At 61.8% G+C, this 16,091-nt stretch carries 16 protein-coding genes; 8 read left to right on the top strand and 8 right to left on the bottom strand.

Features of this window, described 5'->3' with window-relative positions; all coding sequences use genetic code 11:
• Window positions 1-7 precede the first annotated feature (7 nt).
• A complete protein-coding gene (locus tag RAS12_RS25215) occupies window positions 8-1,192 on the top strand; it encodes an ABC transporter substrate-binding protein (RefSeq protein WP_306942522.1) in 1,185 nt (394 codons plus the stop codon).
• Between the two features lie 59 nt (window positions 1,193-1,251).
• Here the strand turns inward: RAS12_RS25215 and RAS12_RS25210 are convergent, their stop codons facing one another.
• From RAS12_RS25210 to RAS12_RS25190, 5 genes are all read right to left on the bottom strand, one after another.
• The gene (locus RAS12_RS25210) at window positions 1,252-2,268 is read right to left on the bottom strand and encodes a Bug family tripartite tricarboxylate transporter substrate binding protein (protein WP_306942520.1); all 1,017 of its coding nucleotides are present in this window, start codon (window positions 2,266-2,268) and stop codon (window positions 1,252-1,254) included.
• A 136-nt stretch (window positions 2,269-2,404) separates the two neighbouring features.
• Window positions 2,405-3,145, bottom strand: a complete 741-nt coding sequence (locus tag RAS12_RS25205; protein ID WP_306942518.1) for an amino acid ABC transporter ATP-binding protein — start codon at window positions 3,143-3,145, stop codon at window positions 2,405-2,407.
• Between the two features lie 60 nt (window positions 3,146-3,205).
• Window positions 3,206-4,306 (bottom strand): amino acid ABC transporter permease, encoded by a 1,101-nt coding sequence (locus RAS12_RS25200; protein ID WP_306942516.1) that lies wholly within the window; start codon window positions 4,304-4,306, stop codon window positions 3,206-3,208.
• A gap of 1 nt (window position 4,307) precedes the next feature.
• Entirely contained in the window at window positions 4,308-5,498 is a 1,191-nt protein-coding gene (locus RAS12_RS25195) for an amino acid ABC transporter permease (protein WP_306942514.1), read from the bottom strand.
• A gap of 129 nt (window positions 5,499-5,627) precedes the next feature.
• Window positions 5,628-6,644, bottom strand: a complete 1,017-nt coding sequence (locus tag RAS12_RS25190; RefSeq protein WP_306942511.1) for an amino acid ABC transporter substrate-binding protein — start codon at window positions 6,642-6,644, stop codon at window positions 5,628-5,630.
• Between the two features lie 324 nt (window positions 6,645-6,968).
• Between RAS12_RS25190 and RAS12_RS25185 the strand changes: the two genes are divergently transcribed.
• The 3 genes from RAS12_RS25185 (at window position 6,969) to cheD (ending at window position 9,812) form a co-directional block, all read left to right on the top strand.
• Complete coding sequence (locus RAS12_RS25185; protein ID WP_306942509.1) at window positions 6,969-7,745, top strand: cell division ATP-binding protein FtsE; 777 nt, start codon at window positions 6,969-6,971, stop codon at window positions 7,743-7,745.
• Entirely contained in the window at window positions 7,742-8,650 is a 909-nt protein-coding gene (locus tag RAS12_RS25180) for a cell division protein FtsX (RefSeq protein WP_306942507.1), read from the top strand. The genes RAS12_RS25185 and RAS12_RS25180 overlap by 4 nt, the downstream gene beginning before the upstream one ends.
• A gap of 400 nt (window positions 8,651-9,050) precedes the next feature.
• Entirely contained in the window at window positions 9,051-9,812 is a 762-nt protein-coding gene (gene cheD / locus RAS12_RS25175) for a chemoreceptor glutamine deamidase CheD (protein ID WP_306942505.1), read from the top strand.
• A gap of 15 nt (window positions 9,813-9,827) precedes the next feature.
• Here the strand turns inward: cheD and RAS12_RS25170 are convergent, their stop codons facing one another.
• A complete protein-coding gene (locus RAS12_RS25170) occupies window positions 9,828-10,784 on the bottom strand; it encodes a GlxA family transcriptional regulator (protein ID WP_306942502.1) in 957 nt (318 codons plus the stop codon).
• A gap of 254 nt (window positions 10,785-11,038) precedes the next feature.
• On the opposite strand from RAS12_RS25170, the gene RAS12_RS25165 reads away from it, so the two are divergent.
• The 4 genes from RAS12_RS25165 (at window position 11,039) to RAS12_RS25150 (ending at window position 14,299) form a co-directional block, all read left to right on the top strand.
• Window positions 11,039-11,725, top strand: coding sequence for a M24 family metallopeptidase (locus tag RAS12_RS25165; RefSeq protein WP_306942501.1), 687 nt, complete (start codon window positions 11,039-11,041; stop codon window positions 11,723-11,725).
• Window positions 11,726-11,752: 27 nt separating this feature from the next.
• Window positions 11,753-12,280 (top strand): RNA 2',3'-cyclic phosphodiesterase, encoded by a 528-nt coding sequence (gene thpR, locus RAS12_RS25160; RefSeq protein WP_306942499.1) that lies wholly within the window; start codon window positions 11,753-11,755, stop codon window positions 12,278-12,280.
• Window positions 12,281-12,329: 49 nt separating this feature from the next.
• Complete coding sequence (locus RAS12_RS25155) at window positions 12,330-12,890, top strand: 5'-3'-deoxyribonucleotidase (RefSeq protein ID WP_306942497.1); 561 nt, start codon at window positions 12,330-12,332, stop codon at window positions 12,888-12,890.
• Window positions 12,891-12,961: 71 nt separating this feature from the next.
• Window positions 12,962-14,299 carry an NAD(P)H-dependent oxidoreductase gene (locus tag RAS12_RS25150; protein ID WP_306942495.1) on the top strand — a complete coding sequence of 446 codons (1,338 nt, stop codon included), beginning with the start codon at window positions 12,962-12,964 and terminating at the stop codon, window positions 14,297-14,299.
• Window positions 14,300-14,311: 12 nt separating this feature from the next.
• Here RAS12_RS25150 and RAS12_RS25145 read toward each other — a convergent pair whose 3' ends face one another.
• On the bottom strand, window positions 14,312-15,058 hold the full coding sequence (locus RAS12_RS25145; RefSeq protein ID WP_306942494.1) for a FadR/GntR family transcriptional regulator: 747 nt from the start codon (window positions 15,056-15,058) through the stop codon (window positions 14,312-14,314).
• Between the two features lie 141 nt (window positions 15,059-15,199).
• Entirely contained in the window at window positions 15,200-15,937 is a 738-nt protein-coding gene (locus RAS12_RS25140; protein ID WP_306942492.1) for an SDR family NAD(P)-dependent oxidoreductase, read from the bottom strand.
• Window positions 15,938-16,091 lie beyond the last annotated feature (154 nt).

The raw sequence follows: 16,091 nt of genomic DNA, 5'->3' as shown, positions 1-16,091 counted from the left end.
AGACACCATGAAAAAAATCAGAATCCAGAGCGCCGCCGCTATCTCGCTGACACTGGCCGCACTTGCGGCGTCCACAGCGATCGCACAACAGAAACCCGTGGACATCGGATTTATCGGCACGCTATCCACGCCTGCCGGCTACATCGGCGAAGACGAGCGCGACGCCTTTCTGCTGGCGGTCAAAGAAGGCGGCGGAAAACTGGGCGGCGTTCCGGTGAATGTGCGCGTCGAGGACGATGCATTGAAACCCGCCAACGCCAAACAGATTGCAGACAAGATGGTGCAGGATGGCGTGCGGTTATTTACCGGCGTCAATTTTTCGAATGTGATGGCGGCAGTGGGCCCTACCGTGCTGAATGCTGGCGGCTTCTACGTCAGCCTGAACGCGGGGCCATCAAACTACGCGGGCAAGGCCTGCAATCCCAACTATTTCTCGGTGGCTTTCCAGAACGACTCTTACGCCGACACGGCGGGCATGGCGGCCAACGAGCTGGGAGCCAAACGCGTCGTCATCATGGCGCCGAACTACCAGGCGGGACGCGATGCCGTCGCCGGATTCAAGCGCGCATACAAAGGCGAGATCGCGGAAGAGATCTACACCAAGCTGGAACAAGCGGACTTCTCGGTGGAACTGGCGCGCATCCGGTCGCTGAACCCCGACGCCATCTTCCAGTTTCATCCGGGCGGTGCAGGCATCAACCTGACCAAGCAATTCGCCAATTCCGGGCTGTCCGACAAGATCAAAATGATCACGCCCATTTATTCAATGGACGACCGCATGCTGGCGGCCACAGGGACGGCGAGCAAAGGGTTCTACTTGAGTTCATTGTGGAGCGCCGATCTGGACAACGCGCAGAGCAAGCACTTTGTTGAAGCGTTCACCAAGGCCTACAAGCGTCCGCCCACGGCCTACGCAGCGCAAGCCTACGACACTGCCAACCTGATTGCCTCGGGCCTGAAGGCCGTCAATGGCGACGTGACCGGCCGCGCCGATGATTTCCGCAATGCGCTACGCAAGGCAGATTTCGCGAGTGTGCGAGGCAAGTTCAAATTCGGCCCGAACCAGCATCCGATTCAGGACTGGTATCTGCTGCACATCGAGGCAGGCCCGGACGGCAAGCTGATCTACAAGAACATGAAGGTACTGGCGCGCGACCATACGGATGTGCACGCTGTGGACTGCAAGATGTAGGCAGTGGCTAGCTCGTTCGGGTGAAACGCAACTCCTGCGCTTCACCCGAACCGGTCCTATCAGTTCAAGCTGGCGCCCGAGATCTTCACGATCTCCTGATACTTCGCCTTTTCACCCTTTACGAACTCGGCAAACGCCTCGGACGTCATCGGCGGCGCTTCCGAACCCATCGTCAACAGACGCTGCTTCACGTCTGCCTGTTGCATGGCATCCGAATACGCTTTGTTCAGCTTGGCCACTACCGGCGCAGGCGTGCCGCCCGTCGTGAACACGCCAAACCACGTGCCCAGATCAAAGCCCTTGACGCCCGACTCTTCAACCGTCGGCACGTCCGCCAGCAACGACGAACGCTTGGCGGTCGTCACGGCCAAAGCCTTGACCTTGCCATCCTTGATCAACGGGGCCGATGCCGCCAGATTGTCGAACATGAAATCCGATTGGCCCGACAACAGCGCCAACTGCGCAGGCGCAGCACCCTGATACGGAATGTGCTCAACATTGATGCCGGCACGCGCCTTCAACAGTTCGCCCGACAAATGGCCCGCGCTGCCGTTGCCGCCCGAACCGTAGTTCAGCTTGCCCGGGTTCTTCTTTGCGTAGTCGATCAGATCTGCCAGCGTGGCGATCTTGTTCTTTTCCGCGAACTCAACGTTCATCACCAACACGTTCGGCACCGACGCCACGATCGTGACCGGCGCAAAATCCTTCACCGGGTCGTACGGCAGGTTGGCGAACAGCCAGGGATTGATCGCGTGCGTGGCAACCGCGCCCATCACCAGCGTGTAGCCATCGGCCGGGGCCTTGGCCACCAGGTCAGCGCCAATATTGCCACCCGCGCCCGAACGGTTTTCCACAATCACGGGCTGACCCAAGGAACCGCGAACCTTCTCGGCCAGCATGCGGGCCATGGTGTCCAGCGGGCCGCCAGGCGGGTAAGGCACGACAAAGCGGATCGGCTTGGTCGGAAAATCAGTAGCCTGAGCCAGCGCAGGCGCGCCGAAAGGCAGGGTTGCGGCCAGCGCAACAGCGCCTTGCAACAAGGTGCGGCGCAGAGCGCTGCGGGGGGCTTTCGTCATGATGTTGTTCTCCTCACTCCGGATCTATGGCGGTCAGTAGCATACCGCAGCGGGATGAACGGCGTAACAAAGGGATACGGCAGCGGCCGGCACGGCACCCACAAAAAAGAAACCGCCCGAAGGCGGTTTCTGTAGATCAGTGCAAGATCTGGCTCAGGAACAGCTTGGTCCGTTCGTTCTGCGGGTTATCGAAGAACTCATCCGGGCTGTTCTGTTCGATGATCTCGCCGCGGTCCATGAAAATCACACGGTTGGCGACCTTGCGCGCGAAACCCATTTCGTGGGTCACGCAGATCATCGTCATGCCGCTTTCCTGGGCCAGGCTCACCATCACGTCCAGCACTTCCTTGACCATTTCCGGGTCCAGGGCCGAGGTGGGCTCATCAAACAGCATGATCTTGGGGTTCATGCACAACGACCGCGCAATCGCCACGCGCTGTTGCTGGCCGCCCGACAACTGGCCGGGAAACTTCTTGGCCTGTTCGGGAATGCGCACACGCTCCAGATACTTCATGGCCGTGGCTTCGGCTTCCGCGCGCGGCTTCTTCAGCACCCACATGGGGCCCAAGGTCAGGTTCTCCAGCACGGTCAGGTGCGGGAACAGGTTGAAGTGCTGAAACACCATGCCCACGTCCTTGCGGATCGTCTCGATGTGCTTCAAGTCATTGGTGAGCTCCGTGCCGTCCACGATGATGTGGCCTTTCTGGTGCTCTTCCAGACGATTGATGCAACGGATCATCGTGGACTTGCCCGAACCCGAAGGCCCGCACACCACGATGCGCTCACCTGGCGCCACGTCCAGGTTGATGTTGCGCAACACGTGGAACTGGCCGTACCACTTGTTCACGTCCTGCAAACGAATAATGGCATCCGACATGCCTGTACTCCCGTAAATATCTCTGTGCGCGCCCGCGTTTCGGCGGGCGCACGGCAGTGGCTAGCGTTTGTGATCAGTCGCAAGACGTTTTTCAAGCGCCTGACTGTACTTGGACATGGAAAAGCAGAACACGAAGTAGATGAGCGAGATGAACAGATACGCCTCTACGCCGAAGCCGCGCCATGCCGCGTCGGACAAGGCCGCCTTGGCTGCCAAAGTCAGGTCGAAAATACCGATGATCACCACCAGCGACGTGTCCTTGAACAAGGCGATGAAAATGCTGACCAGCGGCGGAATCACGATCTTCAATGCTTGCGGCAGGATGATCTTGCGCATCTGTTGCCAGTAGTTCAGGCCCAGCGAATCCGCGCCTTCGTACTGCCCTTTCGGGATCGCCTGCAAACCGCCGCGCACCGTTTCGGCAATATAGGCCGCGGCGAACAGGATGATCGCGATTTGTGCGCGCAACAGCTTGTCGATCGAGAAGCCTTCGGGCAGGAACAAGGGCAGCATCACCGACGACATGAACAGCAGGCTGATCAGCGGCACGCCGCGAATCAGCTCAATGTACACAACGCACAGCGCTTTGATGGCGGGCATCTTCGAGCGCCGGCCCAGAGCCAGCAACACACCGATCGGGAACGCAAAGGCAATGCCGAACGTGGACAGGATGAGCGTCAGCGGCAGACCGCCCCAACGCGCATTTTCCACATACGACAGGCCAAACACGCCGCCCCACATCAAGAGCGCGACGGCGGTCAGGCCCACGGTCCAGATGACGGCAAGCTTCCAGTTCCAGAAACGGCGGATACCGCTGCAAATGATCACTGCCACCAGAATGAGCGTGGCGATCAGCGGACGCCATTGCTCATCGAAGGGGTAGGTACCGAACAGGATCAGCCGGTGCTTCTCGATGATGAACGCCCAGCAGGCGCCGCCAGAAGCGCGGCATTCCTGGGCATTGGCTGCGTTGAAATCGGCTTTGATGAAAGCCCATTCCACCAGCGCCGGCACCGCCATCAACAAGAACCACGCGAGCAGAACCGTGATGAGGATGTTCAGCGGCGACGAGAACAGGCGCGTCTTGAACCATGGCCATACGCCCACATGCGTGCTGGGCGGCGGCAGGGCTTCGCTTGGAGTATGCGTAGTGCTGCTCATCTCAACGCTCCACCAGCGCGATGCGCTTGTTGTACCAGTTCATGAATATCGAGATCGACAGGCTGACCGTCAGGTACGCGCCCATGATGATAAGAATGCCCTCGATGGCTTGGCCCGTCTGGTTCAACGTGGTGTTCACAACCGACACGATATCGGGGTAGCCGATAGCGACCGCCAGCGAACTGTTCTTGGTCAGGTTCAGATACTGGCTCGTCATCGGGGGAATGATCACGCGCAGCGCTTGCGGCAAGATCACCAGACGCAGCACCTGCTTTCTGCGCAGGCCCAGCGAACCCGCGGCTTCCCACTGGCCGTTGTTGACGGCTTGAATACCCGAGCGCACCACTTCGGCGATGAACGCCGACGTGTAGATCACCAGACCCGCCAGCAAGGCAGCGAATTCCGGCGACAAGGTCAGACCGCCCGAGAAGTTAAAGCCCTTGAGTTCCGGCATGTCCAATGTCAGCGACGCGCCGCTGACCAGCCAGCCCACAAACGGCAAACCAATCAGCAGACCGATGGCGACGCGGCCCAGCGGGAACATGTGGCCGGTGGCCTCATGGCGCTTCTTGCCGTAGTGTCCCAGGTAGATGATGGCGACGATGGCCAATCCCAGGCCAGCCAGCATCCAGTCCAGAGAATTGCCTTCCAGCCCAGGCACTTTCAGGCCGCGGTTGGAAATGAACACGCCCGGCAGCGGATTGTGCGCCTGACGCGGACCCGGCATGTTTTCCGTGATCAGCGCGTACCAGAAGAACAATTGCAGCAACAGCGGCACGTTGCGCATCACCTCGACGTAGAACGAGGTGATCTTTGCGACCAGCCAGTTCTTGGACAGGCGGCCGATGCCGATCAAGGTGCCAAGGATTGTCGCCAGCACGATGCCGATAACGGCGACGCGCAGCGTATTGAGCAGACCGACCAGGATGGCGCGGCCGTAATCATTTGCGGGGGTGTAGGCGATAGGCGTTTCGCCAATCGCGAACCCGGCCTCACGGCTTAGAAAACCGAAACCCGTGGCGATGTTGCGCACGGACAGGTTGTGTAGCGTGTTGGAAACCAGGAACCACACGGCCCAGGCTACCGTCGCCAGCGCGAGCACCTGGTAGACCACGGAGCGTACGCCGGGGTCATTCCAGTTGAGCCGCCGGCGAGGCGCCGAAATCGGGGGGGTTTTATTGGAAGTCGTCATGATGAATCTACAGAAGTCGTACACCGGGTGGCAACGCCGGCAAGGCCACGCCCCCCACTCCTGCCGCCCGCTCTGTGGCGGGCTAGGCAAAACGGAGCCCGAGGCTCCGTTTTGCCAGGCAGCCGTGTGTTAACGCACCGGCCAGCCGTACATCAAACCGCCTTGCTTGTACGACGCATTCAAGCCACGCTCCAGCTTCATCGCGCTGTTCTTGCCCAGCGTGTTTTCGAAGCTTTCACCGTAGTTGCCCACGTTCTTGATGATGTTGAATGCCCACTTGTCGTCAACGCCCAGGTTCTTGCCCATGCCCGGGGTCACGCCCAGGATGCGCTGAATGTTGGGGTTGGGGCTCTTGGTCATTTCTTCGACGTTAGCCTTGGTGATGCCGTATTCCTCGGCTTCGAGCATGGCGTTCAGCGACCAGCGGACCACGTTGAACCATTGCTCGTCGCCCTGGCGGACCAAGGGACCCAACGGCTCTTTGGAGAAGTCTTCCGGCAGGATGACGAACTTGTCCGGATTTTCCAGCGTCGTGCGGGTCGAGGCCAATTGCGACTTGTCGGTCGTGAAGGCGTCGCAGCGGCCGGCCGAGAAGGCGCGGATGATTTCGTCGTACTTGTCGATCACGACGGGCTTGAATTCAATCTTTTGGCCACGGAACCAGTCAGCCAGGTTCAGCTCGGTGGTGGTGCCCGGCTGCACGCAGATGGTGGCGCCGTTCAGCTCCTTGGCGCTCTTGACGTTCAGGTCCTTGGAGACCATGACGCCTTGGCTGTCGTAGTAGTTCACGCCCACGCCGATCAGGCCCAGCGTCGTGTCGCGCGTGAGCGTGACAGTGGTGTTGCGGGTCAGCACGTCCACTTCGCCGGATTGCAGCGCGGTGAAACGTTGTTGCGTGTTCAACGGGGTGAACTTGACCTTGGTGGCATCGCCAAACATGGTGGACGCGATAGCGCGGCACAGGTCCACGTCGATGCCCTTGTACTCACCCTTGCTATCCGCAATGGAGAAACCCGGAATGCCGGTCGAAACCCCGCATTGGACAAACCCTTTCTTCTTGACGTTATCGAAGGTCGCGCCCGCATTGGCTGCCGAGGAGGCAGCAAACAATGCAGCGCCAATAGCAGCGAGTTTCAGTACTTTCATCGTGATCTCCGTGTGGGATAAAGCGAGCCTTACGCGGGCCGGGTTGGGCCGACGCATGGGGCGGATGGTAGCGTCCGCGCAGCAGGCGGCGCATCCGGGAATTCCCTTGAAATATAGGGACACTGGCGAAATCAAACGCTGTTTTCGTTCAAAAACGGGGACGCTTTTTGGGGGCTTAGGACGGGTCCGAAAAAGCGCCTGGGCATCATTCAAAAACGTGGCCGGGTGGTCACACAGATACGCTTTTTCACAGGACTGCCTGAAACGGGCTTCGCTTACCTTACTGTCCCCGAGTTACTATGGCGGCTTCATCTGACAGCCGCCATGATCGAATTCCAACACGTATTCAAATCATATGGTCGCGGCCGCAATATCCTGGCCGACATCAACTTCCGCGTAAGCGCGGGAGAATTCGTTTTCGTCTCCGGGCCGTCCGGCGCCGGTAAATCCACGCTGCTCAAGCTGATCGGCGGGCTCGAGCCCGCCAGTCGCGGGTCCATCCAGGTCAACGGCCAGCGGCTGGACAAGCTGCCGCCTCGCGCCCGGCCGTATCTGCGCCGCGCGGTCGGCGTCATCTTGCAAGACACCCATTTATTGTTCGATCGAAGCGCATTCGAAAACGTGATGCTGCCGCTTGCCGTCCAGGGACACCCCTGGGATGCGGCGGCGTCCCGGGCACGCGCCGCGTTGGACAAGGTGGGATTGTCTGGCAAAGAAGACATGAACCCGATCGAACTGTCAGGCGGCGAACAGCAGCGTCTGGCGATTGCGCGCGCCATCGTGAACCGGCCCGCCATCCTGATTGCGGACGAACCCACCGCCAACCTTGACCACGACAACGCGCAACGCATCATGAATGTGTTTCGCGACTTCAATCGCGTCGGCGTGACCACGCTGATCGCTTCGCACGACCAGGACCTCATGGCGCGTTACGCCACCCGCACCTTGCGCATCGATCCAGGCAAGTTTGCCGATTCCAAGGGCAGCGACACGCCGCCCGATGCCGGTCCAGCGCAAGCAGTTCAAAGCCATACCGGCCAGCAGCGGTCCGGCTCCGGCCGTGCCGAACCGGGCTTTGGCCATCCCGGAGAATCCGCATGAACGCCTGGCTGCGGCAACACCGCTATGCGCTTCTGGGCACGTTGCGCCGGCTGATCAAGCAACCGTTTTCGTCACTGGCCAACCTGTTGGTGATGGCCCTGGCTTTGGCCCTGCCGCTATTGGGCAGCGCCATCCTGGTCTCCGTGCAGCCGGTGGCGCGCGAAATGTCCGTCACCCCCGAAGTAACGGTCTTTATGCGCGTGGATGCCCCAGCGGGCGCCGCCGCGGACGTGGCCAAACGAATTCAGGACGAACACCAGCAGGACGTTCGTGCGGTCCGCGTCGTGGGGCGTGAAGCCGCCTTGGCGGATCTGCGGGCCAATCCGGCGTGGCAGCAGGCGCTGGCCGTACTGCCGGGCAACCCGCTGCCCGACGCAGTGGTGGTCACGCTGGCCGACGGCGACGACTTGGCCGGACGCGCCGGAAAGCTCGCGCAAACGTGGAAGCAATGGAACCACGTTGATCTGGTGCAACTGGACAGCGCCTGGGTGCAACGCCTGGAAGCCATTCTGCGTTTTGCCCGCATCGGTCTCGGATTTTTGGCTGCCTGCGTCGCGGTTGTCGTGCTGGCCACGGTGTTCAACACCGTGCGCATGCAGGCGCTTTCGCAACGGGAAGAAATCGCCGTCGCCCGTCTGGTGGGCGCCACCGAGTCTTTCGTACGCCGCCCTTTCCTGTACTTGGGCGCGCTGTCTGGCGCCGTGGCCTCGCTGCTGGCAATCGGGGTGGCAGCCATTGCGCTGTCTCCGCTGAATGACGCGCTGCTGGGGCTGGCCCGAAGCTACGGCGCGGAATTCGCGCTGCACCTGCCCGGCGCATCGGTGCTGATCAGCGCCGTCGTGGCCTCTGCCGCCCTGGGCGCGCTGTCGGCCAGGTGGTCCGTCACGCGCAGCACCCGCTTCTAATCTGCTTTTTCTGCGGGCAAGCCCAGGCCGGGCGTCCCCGCAGATCCCTCTAACGGCGTGTTGCAGGCGTGTTTAAACGCACGTATAGCGCACGTTCGTCCCCGTACTCAGGGGAAAGAACCTCTTGCTGGCTGTGTAGGATGATTAAACCCATCCTAGCTGGACGCATGCGCGCCATCGGGCGCCGCAAGGCGTAAAGCCACCGGTTCCAATCCGGCCAGAAAGGAAAGAACGTTACAAATCAGGGACGTATCGTGGCGCCGTTACACAGCATTTCCCCGCTATGCGCGGGGATATGCAAGAATAAAGCGACATTTTTATACACTTTTTGAAACATTCACTGTTTTACCGAGCATCGTCCTTCGTGTCCAAATCGCCGTTCTTGCCCTTTATCTAGTCCATGGCCGCCCGTCTTGAAGCCCGTGCAACGCGCCACTATTTCGATAGCGCGTTCCAATGTCAGGCGGTGAAAGTGCTCCCCAACGAGTACTACGTCACCAATGAAGACCTGATGATCTCGACCGTACTCGGGTCGTGTGTCGCCGCCTGCATCCACGATCCCGTGACCGGTGTGGGTGGCATGAACCATTTCATGTTGCCCGAAGGCGACATGCAGTCGCCGGCCTCGGCCACGATGCGCTACGGCGCATTTGCGATGGAAGTCCTGATCAACGAATTGCTGAAGGCGGGCGCCGTGCGCGAACGCCTGGTCGCCAAGGTGTTCGGCGGCGGCGCGGTATTGAGCGCCATGCAGCAGATGAACATCGGCGAACGCAACGGCGAATTCGTCCTGAACTACCTGAAGACCGAAGGCATTCCGGTCAAGGGGCAGGACCTGGGCGACGTGCATGCGCGCCGCATCAACTATTTTCCGCGCGACGGCCGGGTAATGGTCCGCAAGATGGCCCCGCACCATCAGCGCGCTGAAGAAATCATTGCCAAGCGTGAACAGGCCGCTGCGCAAAGCGTGCAGGCTAAAACGCAAAGCCCGCCGCGCGTCGAACGGTTCAACCGGCCCGGGGTGGAACGCTTTGACCGCCCCGGCGTGGAGCGGCTTGACCGGCCGGGCGTAGAACGCTTTGATCGTCCTGCGCGTCCCGGCGTGGAACGCTTTGACACCGCGCTCAGCCGCCTGCGCAAGTCGGAAAACGCCGGCAGCTGATTACCCGGCGCCGCGTCAGAAACCAAAACTGGCGCGGTACTGGCTGGGCGATACGCCCAGCCGGCGGGTAAAGACTTCGCGCAGATGACGCGCGTCACGAAAACCGCACTCGTAAGCCACGGTCTTTAGGGGCCGCGCCTCGCGTTCCAGACGCGCGCGCGCCGCGTCCACTCTTGCGCTTTCCACGAATTCGGCCGGCGTCACGCCCGCATCGCGCAGAAAGACACGCGAAAAATTGCGCAGGCTCATGTTGGCCACCGCTGCCAGCCCGGCCAAGCCCAAGTCTGCGTCCAGGTGGGCCAGCACATATTGCTGCACCAGAGCAACGGGCGACGTTTCTTCTACAAAAGGCGTCAGAAACGGACTGAACTGAGACTGCCCCCCAGCGCGCTGCGTAAACACAACCAAGCGTTTGGCGACATTCAGGGCGACCTCCGGACCATGGTCCTGCGCCAGCAGATACAGTGCCAGATCGATGCCCGCCGTTACCCCGGCAGAGGTATGCAGCCGGCCATCCTGAATGTAGAGCCGGTCGGCCTCAATGTGCAGAGACGGATACCGCGCCGCCAGCGCTGGCGCGTCATTCCAATGCGTCGTCACCGTGGCGCCTTGCAGCAAGCCGGCACGCGCAAGCAGGAAGGTACCGTTGCAGATCGAGCCGTAACGCGGCGCCCGGGCGCACATGCCGCGCAACCACGCCAAGGTCTCGTTCGATTCATCATGCCCCGGCAATGCCGGCCCGCCCGCCGCAAGCAGCAGATCGGGCGTGTCCGCCACGTCGGCGTAGTAGCGTTGCGGCACCAGGACCATACCGTTGGAACAGGCAACCGCCCCCCGCGTCAGGCCTATCAGTTCCAGCCGGTAGTGTTGCGCGGGCAGCAAAAAACGGTTGGCTTCGGCGAACACATCCAGCGGTCCGCTGACGTCCAGGGACTGCACTCCGGGAAACACAACAATGGCGACGGTTTTCATGGCAAGACGATGTGGGCCGCAAGGAAACGCTACCTTAGCTCGCCGTCCGTGCGGCTGCCTGTCCATCGCCACACACTTGGCCTGAAATCGCGGCAAGATGGCCGCAAAGCGTCTTTGCACTGACGACTGGCCGCCAACCGCGCCATGCTGGCGCGATTCGCTCCCTGGGCGCACTGGCCGCTGGCCCCGGCGCCGTCCAGAATTTTCCTGTCTGGCGCGGCATGCCGCCGCGCCGCTCTTACAGGATTACCGCCATGACGATGCTTCCTACCCCTGCCAGCGAGCGCGTGGGCCCCGCCTTTTCCGTGGATGGGATGCTTACCGCCCGCAACAAGACACGGCAGGCCATCGCTGATGTCGCCGCACAGATCCGGCCAGGCATGGTCGAAGAGGATGCAGTTCAATTGGCCAAGCAAACCCTGATCGACTCGGGCATGGCACTCAGCTGGCATCCTACCCGCGTGCGATTTGGCGCCAACACCATGAAACCCATGCGCCAGCCGTCAGAACCAGGCGTGGTGCTGGGCGAACATGACATCTTCTTTTTGGATATCGCACCCCGGCTGGACGCCTGGGAAGGCGACGGAGGTAAATCCTTTACCGTGGGCGCCAACGAGGACCACGCTCGCTGTGCGCGCGACGCGGAAGCCTTGTTTCACGACGTGCGGGGCGTATGGCAGCGCGAGGGGTTAAGCGGCCAGGCGCTTTACGCCTATGCCGACCGTCAGGCCCGCGCATTGGGCTGGGAACTGAACTTCGACTTGCCCGGCCATCGCGTGTCGGACTTTCCCCATGCGGCCATCCACACAGGTTCACTGGCCGACCTGCAAACCCGGCCATCCGAAATGCGCTGGATTCTGGAAATTCACCTGCGCGACCCGCAAGGCCGCTTCGGCGCGTTCTTTGAGGACATGCTGCTGGGCAACGAGCACTACGTGTAATCCAGGCATCACCCCTACAATCGGCGCATGTCCACCGTCCGCCTATTCTTCGCCCTGTGGCCGTCACCCCCGCTTGCGGCGACGCTGGCGGGCTGGGCCGAGCAAGCCCGTCCGCACTGCGGTGGACGCATCATGAGGACCGAAACGCTGCACCTGACCCTGGCCTTCCTGGGGCCGGTGGACACCATGCTGGCTGACGAGCTGGCGGCAGCCACACCCGAGCAGCGTCTGACGCCCGGCGCGATGGACGTAGCCCACTACGGCGTGTTTGCCCGTCAACGTATCCTGTGGGCCGGCCCGCGCGAGACACCCGCGGAGCTTCAGGCGGCGCACGATGGGATGTGGCAATGGCTGGCGGGTTTTGGCCTGGCTGCGCCGCCCCAGCCCTTTCGCCCGCACATCACCTTGTTGCGCAACATCGAAAATACGCACCCGCCCGAACCTGCGCCCGAGCCGCTGGCATGGCGATATGACCGCATGGTGCTGGTCGCGTCCGAATCCCTTACCGGCGGCAGCCGCTACCGCGTCGTTGCGCAATCCCGCCCCCAGGCTTGAACGCCAGCGCTCTGGCACAATCGGACGGTTGCAACGACCTGGGTTCACCATGATCATTCTGCTCGATCAAGACGGCGTGCTGGCGGATTTTGAACACGCCTTCATCGACGCGTGGCGTGCGCGCCATCCGGACATTGCGCCGGTGGCGTTCGAAGACCGCAAATCCTTCTACATCCGCGAGGACTACGCCCCCGAACTACGCAGCATGGCCGAGGCCATCTACACCGCACCCGGCTTCATCCGCAATCTGCCGCCGGTGCCGGGCGCCGTGGATGCGGTCAAGGAACTGCTGGCGCTGGGCATGGACGTGCGTATCTGCACATCGCCCTTGTCGCAGTTTGAAAACTGCGTGGCTGAAAAATACCTGTGGGTTGAAAAACACCTGGGGCGCGAGGCCACCAACCGGCTGGTCCTGACCAAAGACAAAACGCTGGTGTACGGCAATCTCCTGATCGACGACAAGCCGCTGATCCAGGGCGCGATCAAGCCGCATTGGAAGCACATTCTGTTCGACGCGCCGTACAACCGTCAGGTGCAGGACCGGCCCCGCATCACCTGGGCGAATTGGCGCAACGTGCTGGCGGGCGAGCTCTATACGGCAGATGCCTGAGTTCTGTTCAACGGTCATGATTTAGGACTATTCTGTGTTGGCTGTACCCCCACCCCGGAGGAGCCCGCACCATGAATCTGCACCGTCTGCTCAAGCAGCGAGAAGCCGACCACAAGCCCTTGCGTGTTGCCCTGTTGGGCGCCGGAAAGTTCGGCGCGATGTTCATGAGCCAGGCCCCTCGGACGCCGGGGATGCGATTGGTGGCGGTGGCGGATCTGGCGCCTGACCGCGCCCGCGCCGCACTGACCCGGGTCGGCTGGCCCGCTGCCGCGCTCAATGCCGCCAGCACCAATGACGCGTACAAGAACGGCAAGGTCTATTTCAGCGATGACCCCTTCGCCATCATTTCCAGCCCCGACATCGATATCGTCATCGACGCCACGGGCCAGGCCGCAGCCGGCATCAGCCATGTGCTGACCTGCTGCGAATACGGCAAACACATCATCATGGTCAACGTCGAAGCCGACGCCTTGGCCGGCCCGCTGCTGGCGCGCCGGGCACGCGAAGCGGGCATCGTCTATTCCCTGGCCTACGGCGATCAGCCCGCGCTGATCTGCGAAATGGTGGATTGGGCGCGCGCCAGCGGTTTCGAAGTGATGGCGGCGGGCAAAGGCACCAAATACCTGCCGGAATTTCACACGTCCACGCCTGACACCGTGTGGCCTTATTACGGTTTCACCGCAGAAATGGTGGCCGCGGGCGACTTCAACGCGCAGATGTTCAACAGCTTTCTGGACGGCACCAAAAGCGCGATCGAAATGGCGGCGGTATCCAACGCCACAGGCCTTTTGCCGTCTCCGTCGGGCTTGCACTTTCCGCCCTGCGGCGTGGACGATCTGGCGCGCGTGCTGCGTCCGCGCGAAGACGGCGGCATCCTGCATCATCGCGGCCAGGTGGAAGTGATTTCGTCTTTGGAGCGGGATGGACGGCCGGTGTTTCGCGACTTGCGCTGGGGAGTCTATGTCACGCTGGCTGCCGACAGCGATTATGTACGGCGCTGTTTCCAGGAATACGGGCTGGTCACTGACCCCAGCGGCAATTTCACTGCCATGTATAAGCCCTATCACCTGATAGGGCTGGAACTGGGCATCAGCGTCGCAAGCGTCGGCCTGCGCCGCGAACCGACGGGCGCGCCCGCCGGCTGGCACGGCGATGTCGTGGCCACCGCCAAACGCGACCTGCAAGCGGGGCAGATTCTGGATGGAGAAGGCGGCTACACCGTCTATGGCCGGCTGATGCCCGCCAACCACTCTGTCGAAGAAGGTTATCTGCCGCTGGGCCTGTCGCACCAGGTCAAACTGAAGAACCCGGTGCGGCAATCCCAAGCGATCCGGTGGCGCGACGTGGAGTACGACGACCGGTCCACTGCGGTGCAGTTCCGCCGCGAAATGGAACAGACCTTCGCGTAGCCACCCCCCGCCTCAGACCGGGGCGGGGCGTTCCGCCTGGAACAAGCGCAACCGGTCCGCCGCGTTGCGCAGATGCTGCTCCGCGGCGCGCCCCGCCGCGTCTGGGTCTGAGCCTTCGATGGCGGCGAAGATGGCCTGATGCTCGCTTTGCACGGCGGCCATGCGTTCGGCATACATGCGGGCCGTGTTGTTGCGCGCGCTGCGGATCACGCGGCGCACGTTGGCTTCAAGGTAGTCGTTCAAGGCCACCAGATGCGGGTTATGCGTGGCCTGCACGATCGCCTGATGAAACTGGTAGTCTTCTTCGTCGCCCAGCTTGTCGTTGATCAGCGCGTATTCCATGCCCACCAAAGCCTGCCGGATTTTTTTCAAATCGGGCTCCGTGCGGCGCTGCGCGGCATAACGCGCGGCGGTCACTTCGATGGACAGCATCAGCTCCAGGATGTGTTCCAGGTCCTGACTATCGCCCGGCGTCGGCGCGGCGATGCGGAATGCGTTGCGTTGAAAGTTCGGGTCCACAAACACGCCGCTGCCTTGCTGCGACGTGACCAGTCCTTCGGACTTCAGGCGGGCCAGCGCTTCACGTACGACGGCGCGGCTGACGGAATAGGTTTCGGTCAGCTGTTTTTCGGTAGGCAGACGGTCGCCGGGTGCGAGTACCCCTTGGCGTATCTGCTCGGCCAGCGCATCGCCCAGAGCCGCTGAAAGCGAACTCTTGGGCGCGGAGCGCGGCGAATCCTGTTCTTGATTGGGCTGCATGGGCTTCGTTGAAACGTGGTGGCGGCTCGCAAGGGCGTCCGCCTTGTTTATAGGAATGTCTCGACGTTTTCAGTGCGGCGGCGGCACGCTTGGAATTATAGGATTCTGCCGGTTTTACCCAAGGCGGCCCCGCCCGGCACATCAAGCGATGTAGATGCCGCCGTTGACCTGCATGACTTCTCCCGTCACGAAACCCGCCAACGGCGAGCACAGGAACGCGATCGACCCGGCGATTTCCTCTGCCGTGCCGAAACGGCGCAGCGGCGTGCTTTCCAGCAGCTGCGCACCCTTTTGGCCGATCAGGTCATGCGTCATCGATGTGGCAATAATGCCCGGCGCCACCGCGTTCACGCGGATCTGCGGCGCCAATTCCAGCGCCAGACTGCGCGTGAAGCTCTGCACCGCGCCCTTGGACGCCGAATACGCGGCGTGCGCATAACTGCCGCGCTGCGCGGCCAGGGACGTCAGCAGCACGATGGACCCGTTGTGGCGCAGATGACGTTGCGCGGCGCGGCAGACGTAGAACGTGCCGTCCAGGTTTACGCGCATCAGCGTGCGCCAGGCTTCGTCGCTGGTGTCTTTGACCAGTTGTTCCGGGTAGATGCCGGCGCAATGCACCAGGTGATCCAGCCCGCCAAAGTGCTTGGCCGCGGCCTCGAACACACGTTCGCAATCATGCGACACCGACACGTCCAGCGCATGGGTATAGATGCGCTGCCCGCTGGGGTCGAGCTCCGCCGAAATTTCGTCCAGACGCGCGCTATTGATGTCGGTCAGCACCAGCCGGGCGCCGTGGGCGGCCATCAGCCGGGCGGTCGCCAGACCAATACCGTTGCCTGCGCCGGTGATCACGGCGACCTGTCCTTCAAATGAAATCATCCTGTCTCCAAAGCTTCGTTATGGCCGGGCCTGCCGCAACCCCTTCAACGGCGGTCATTCCGATTGAACTCCTGAATCCGCCGCTTGACACGAGAAAAACGCTTGCCCTATGATTTATCGGACAACTTAATAAAGTTGCCTGACAACTTATTCT

Origin of the sequence: Achromobacter seleniivolatilans (assembly GCF_030864005.1) — a bacterium.
Lineage (GTDB): Bacteria > Pseudomonadota > Gammaproteobacteria > Burkholderiales > Burkholderiaceae_B > Achromobacter > Achromobacter seleniivolatilans.
This window is presented reverse-complemented; position numbering and strand designations above follow the sequence as displayed.

Excerpts from the sequence above, each read along its gene's own strand:
- RAS12_RS25145 (WP_306942494.1), bottom strand. The coding sequence starts at position 15,058 with ATGCAGCCCAATCAAGAACAGGATTCGCCGCGCTCCGCGCCCAAGAGT.
- RAS12_RS25170 (WP_306942502.1), bottom strand. The coding sequence starts at position 10,784 with ATGAAAACCGTCGCCATTGTTGTGTTTCCCGGAGTGCAGTCCCTGGAC.
- RAS12_RS25180 (WP_306942507.1), top strand. The coding sequence starts at position 7,742 with ATGAACGCCTGGCTGCGGCAACACCGCTATGCGCTTCTGGGCACGTTG.
- RAS12_RS25200 (WP_306942516.1), bottom strand. The coding sequence starts at position 4,306 with ATGAGCAGCACTACGCATACTCCAAGCGAAGCCCTGCCGCCGCCCAGC.
- RAS12_RS25190 (WP_306942511.1), bottom strand. The coding sequence starts at position 6,644 with ATGAAAGTACTGAAACTCGCTGCTATTGGCGCTGCATTGTTTGCTGCC.
- RAS12_RS25215 (WP_306942522.1), top strand. The coding sequence starts at position 8 with ATGAAAAAAATCAGAATCCAGAGCGCCGCCGCTATCTCGCTGACACTG.
- RAS12_RS25140 (WP_306942492.1), bottom strand. The coding sequence starts at position 15,937 with ATGATTTCATTTGAAGGACAGGTCGCCGTGATCACCGGCGCAGGCAAC.
- cheD (WP_306942505.1), top strand. The coding sequence starts at position 9,051 with ATGGCCGCCCGTCTTGAAGCCCGTGCAACGCGCCACTATTTCGATAGC.
- RAS12_RS25155 (WP_306942497.1), top strand. The coding sequence starts at position 12,330 with ATGATCATTCTGCTCGATCAAGACGGCGTGCTGGCGGATTTTGAACAC.
- thpR (WP_306942499.1), top strand. The coding sequence starts at position 11,753 with ATGTCCACCGTCCGCCTATTCTTCGCCCTGTGGCCGTCACCCCCGCTT.
- RAS12_RS25185 (WP_306942509.1), top strand. The coding sequence starts at position 6,969 with ATGATCGAATTCCAACACGTATTCAAATCATATGGTCGCGGCCGCAAT.
- RAS12_RS25205 (WP_306942518.1), bottom strand. The coding sequence starts at position 3,145 with ATGTCGGATGCCATTATTCGTTTGCAGGACGTGAACAAGTGGTACGGC.
- RAS12_RS25210 (WP_306942520.1), bottom strand. The coding sequence starts at position 2,268 with ATGACGAAAGCCCCCCGCAGCGCTCTGCGCCGCACCTTGTTGCAAGGC.
- RAS12_RS25195 (WP_306942514.1), bottom strand. The coding sequence starts at position 5,498 with ATGACGACTTCCAATAAAACCCCCCCGATTTCGGCGCCTCGCCGGCGG.
- RAS12_RS25150 (WP_306942495.1), top strand. The coding sequence starts at position 12,962 with ATGAATCTGCACCGTCTGCTCAAGCAGCGAGAAGCCGACCACAAGCCC.
- RAS12_RS25165 (WP_306942501.1), top strand. The coding sequence starts at position 11,039 with ATGACGATGCTTCCTACCCCTGCCAGCGAGCGCGTGGGCCCCGCCTTT.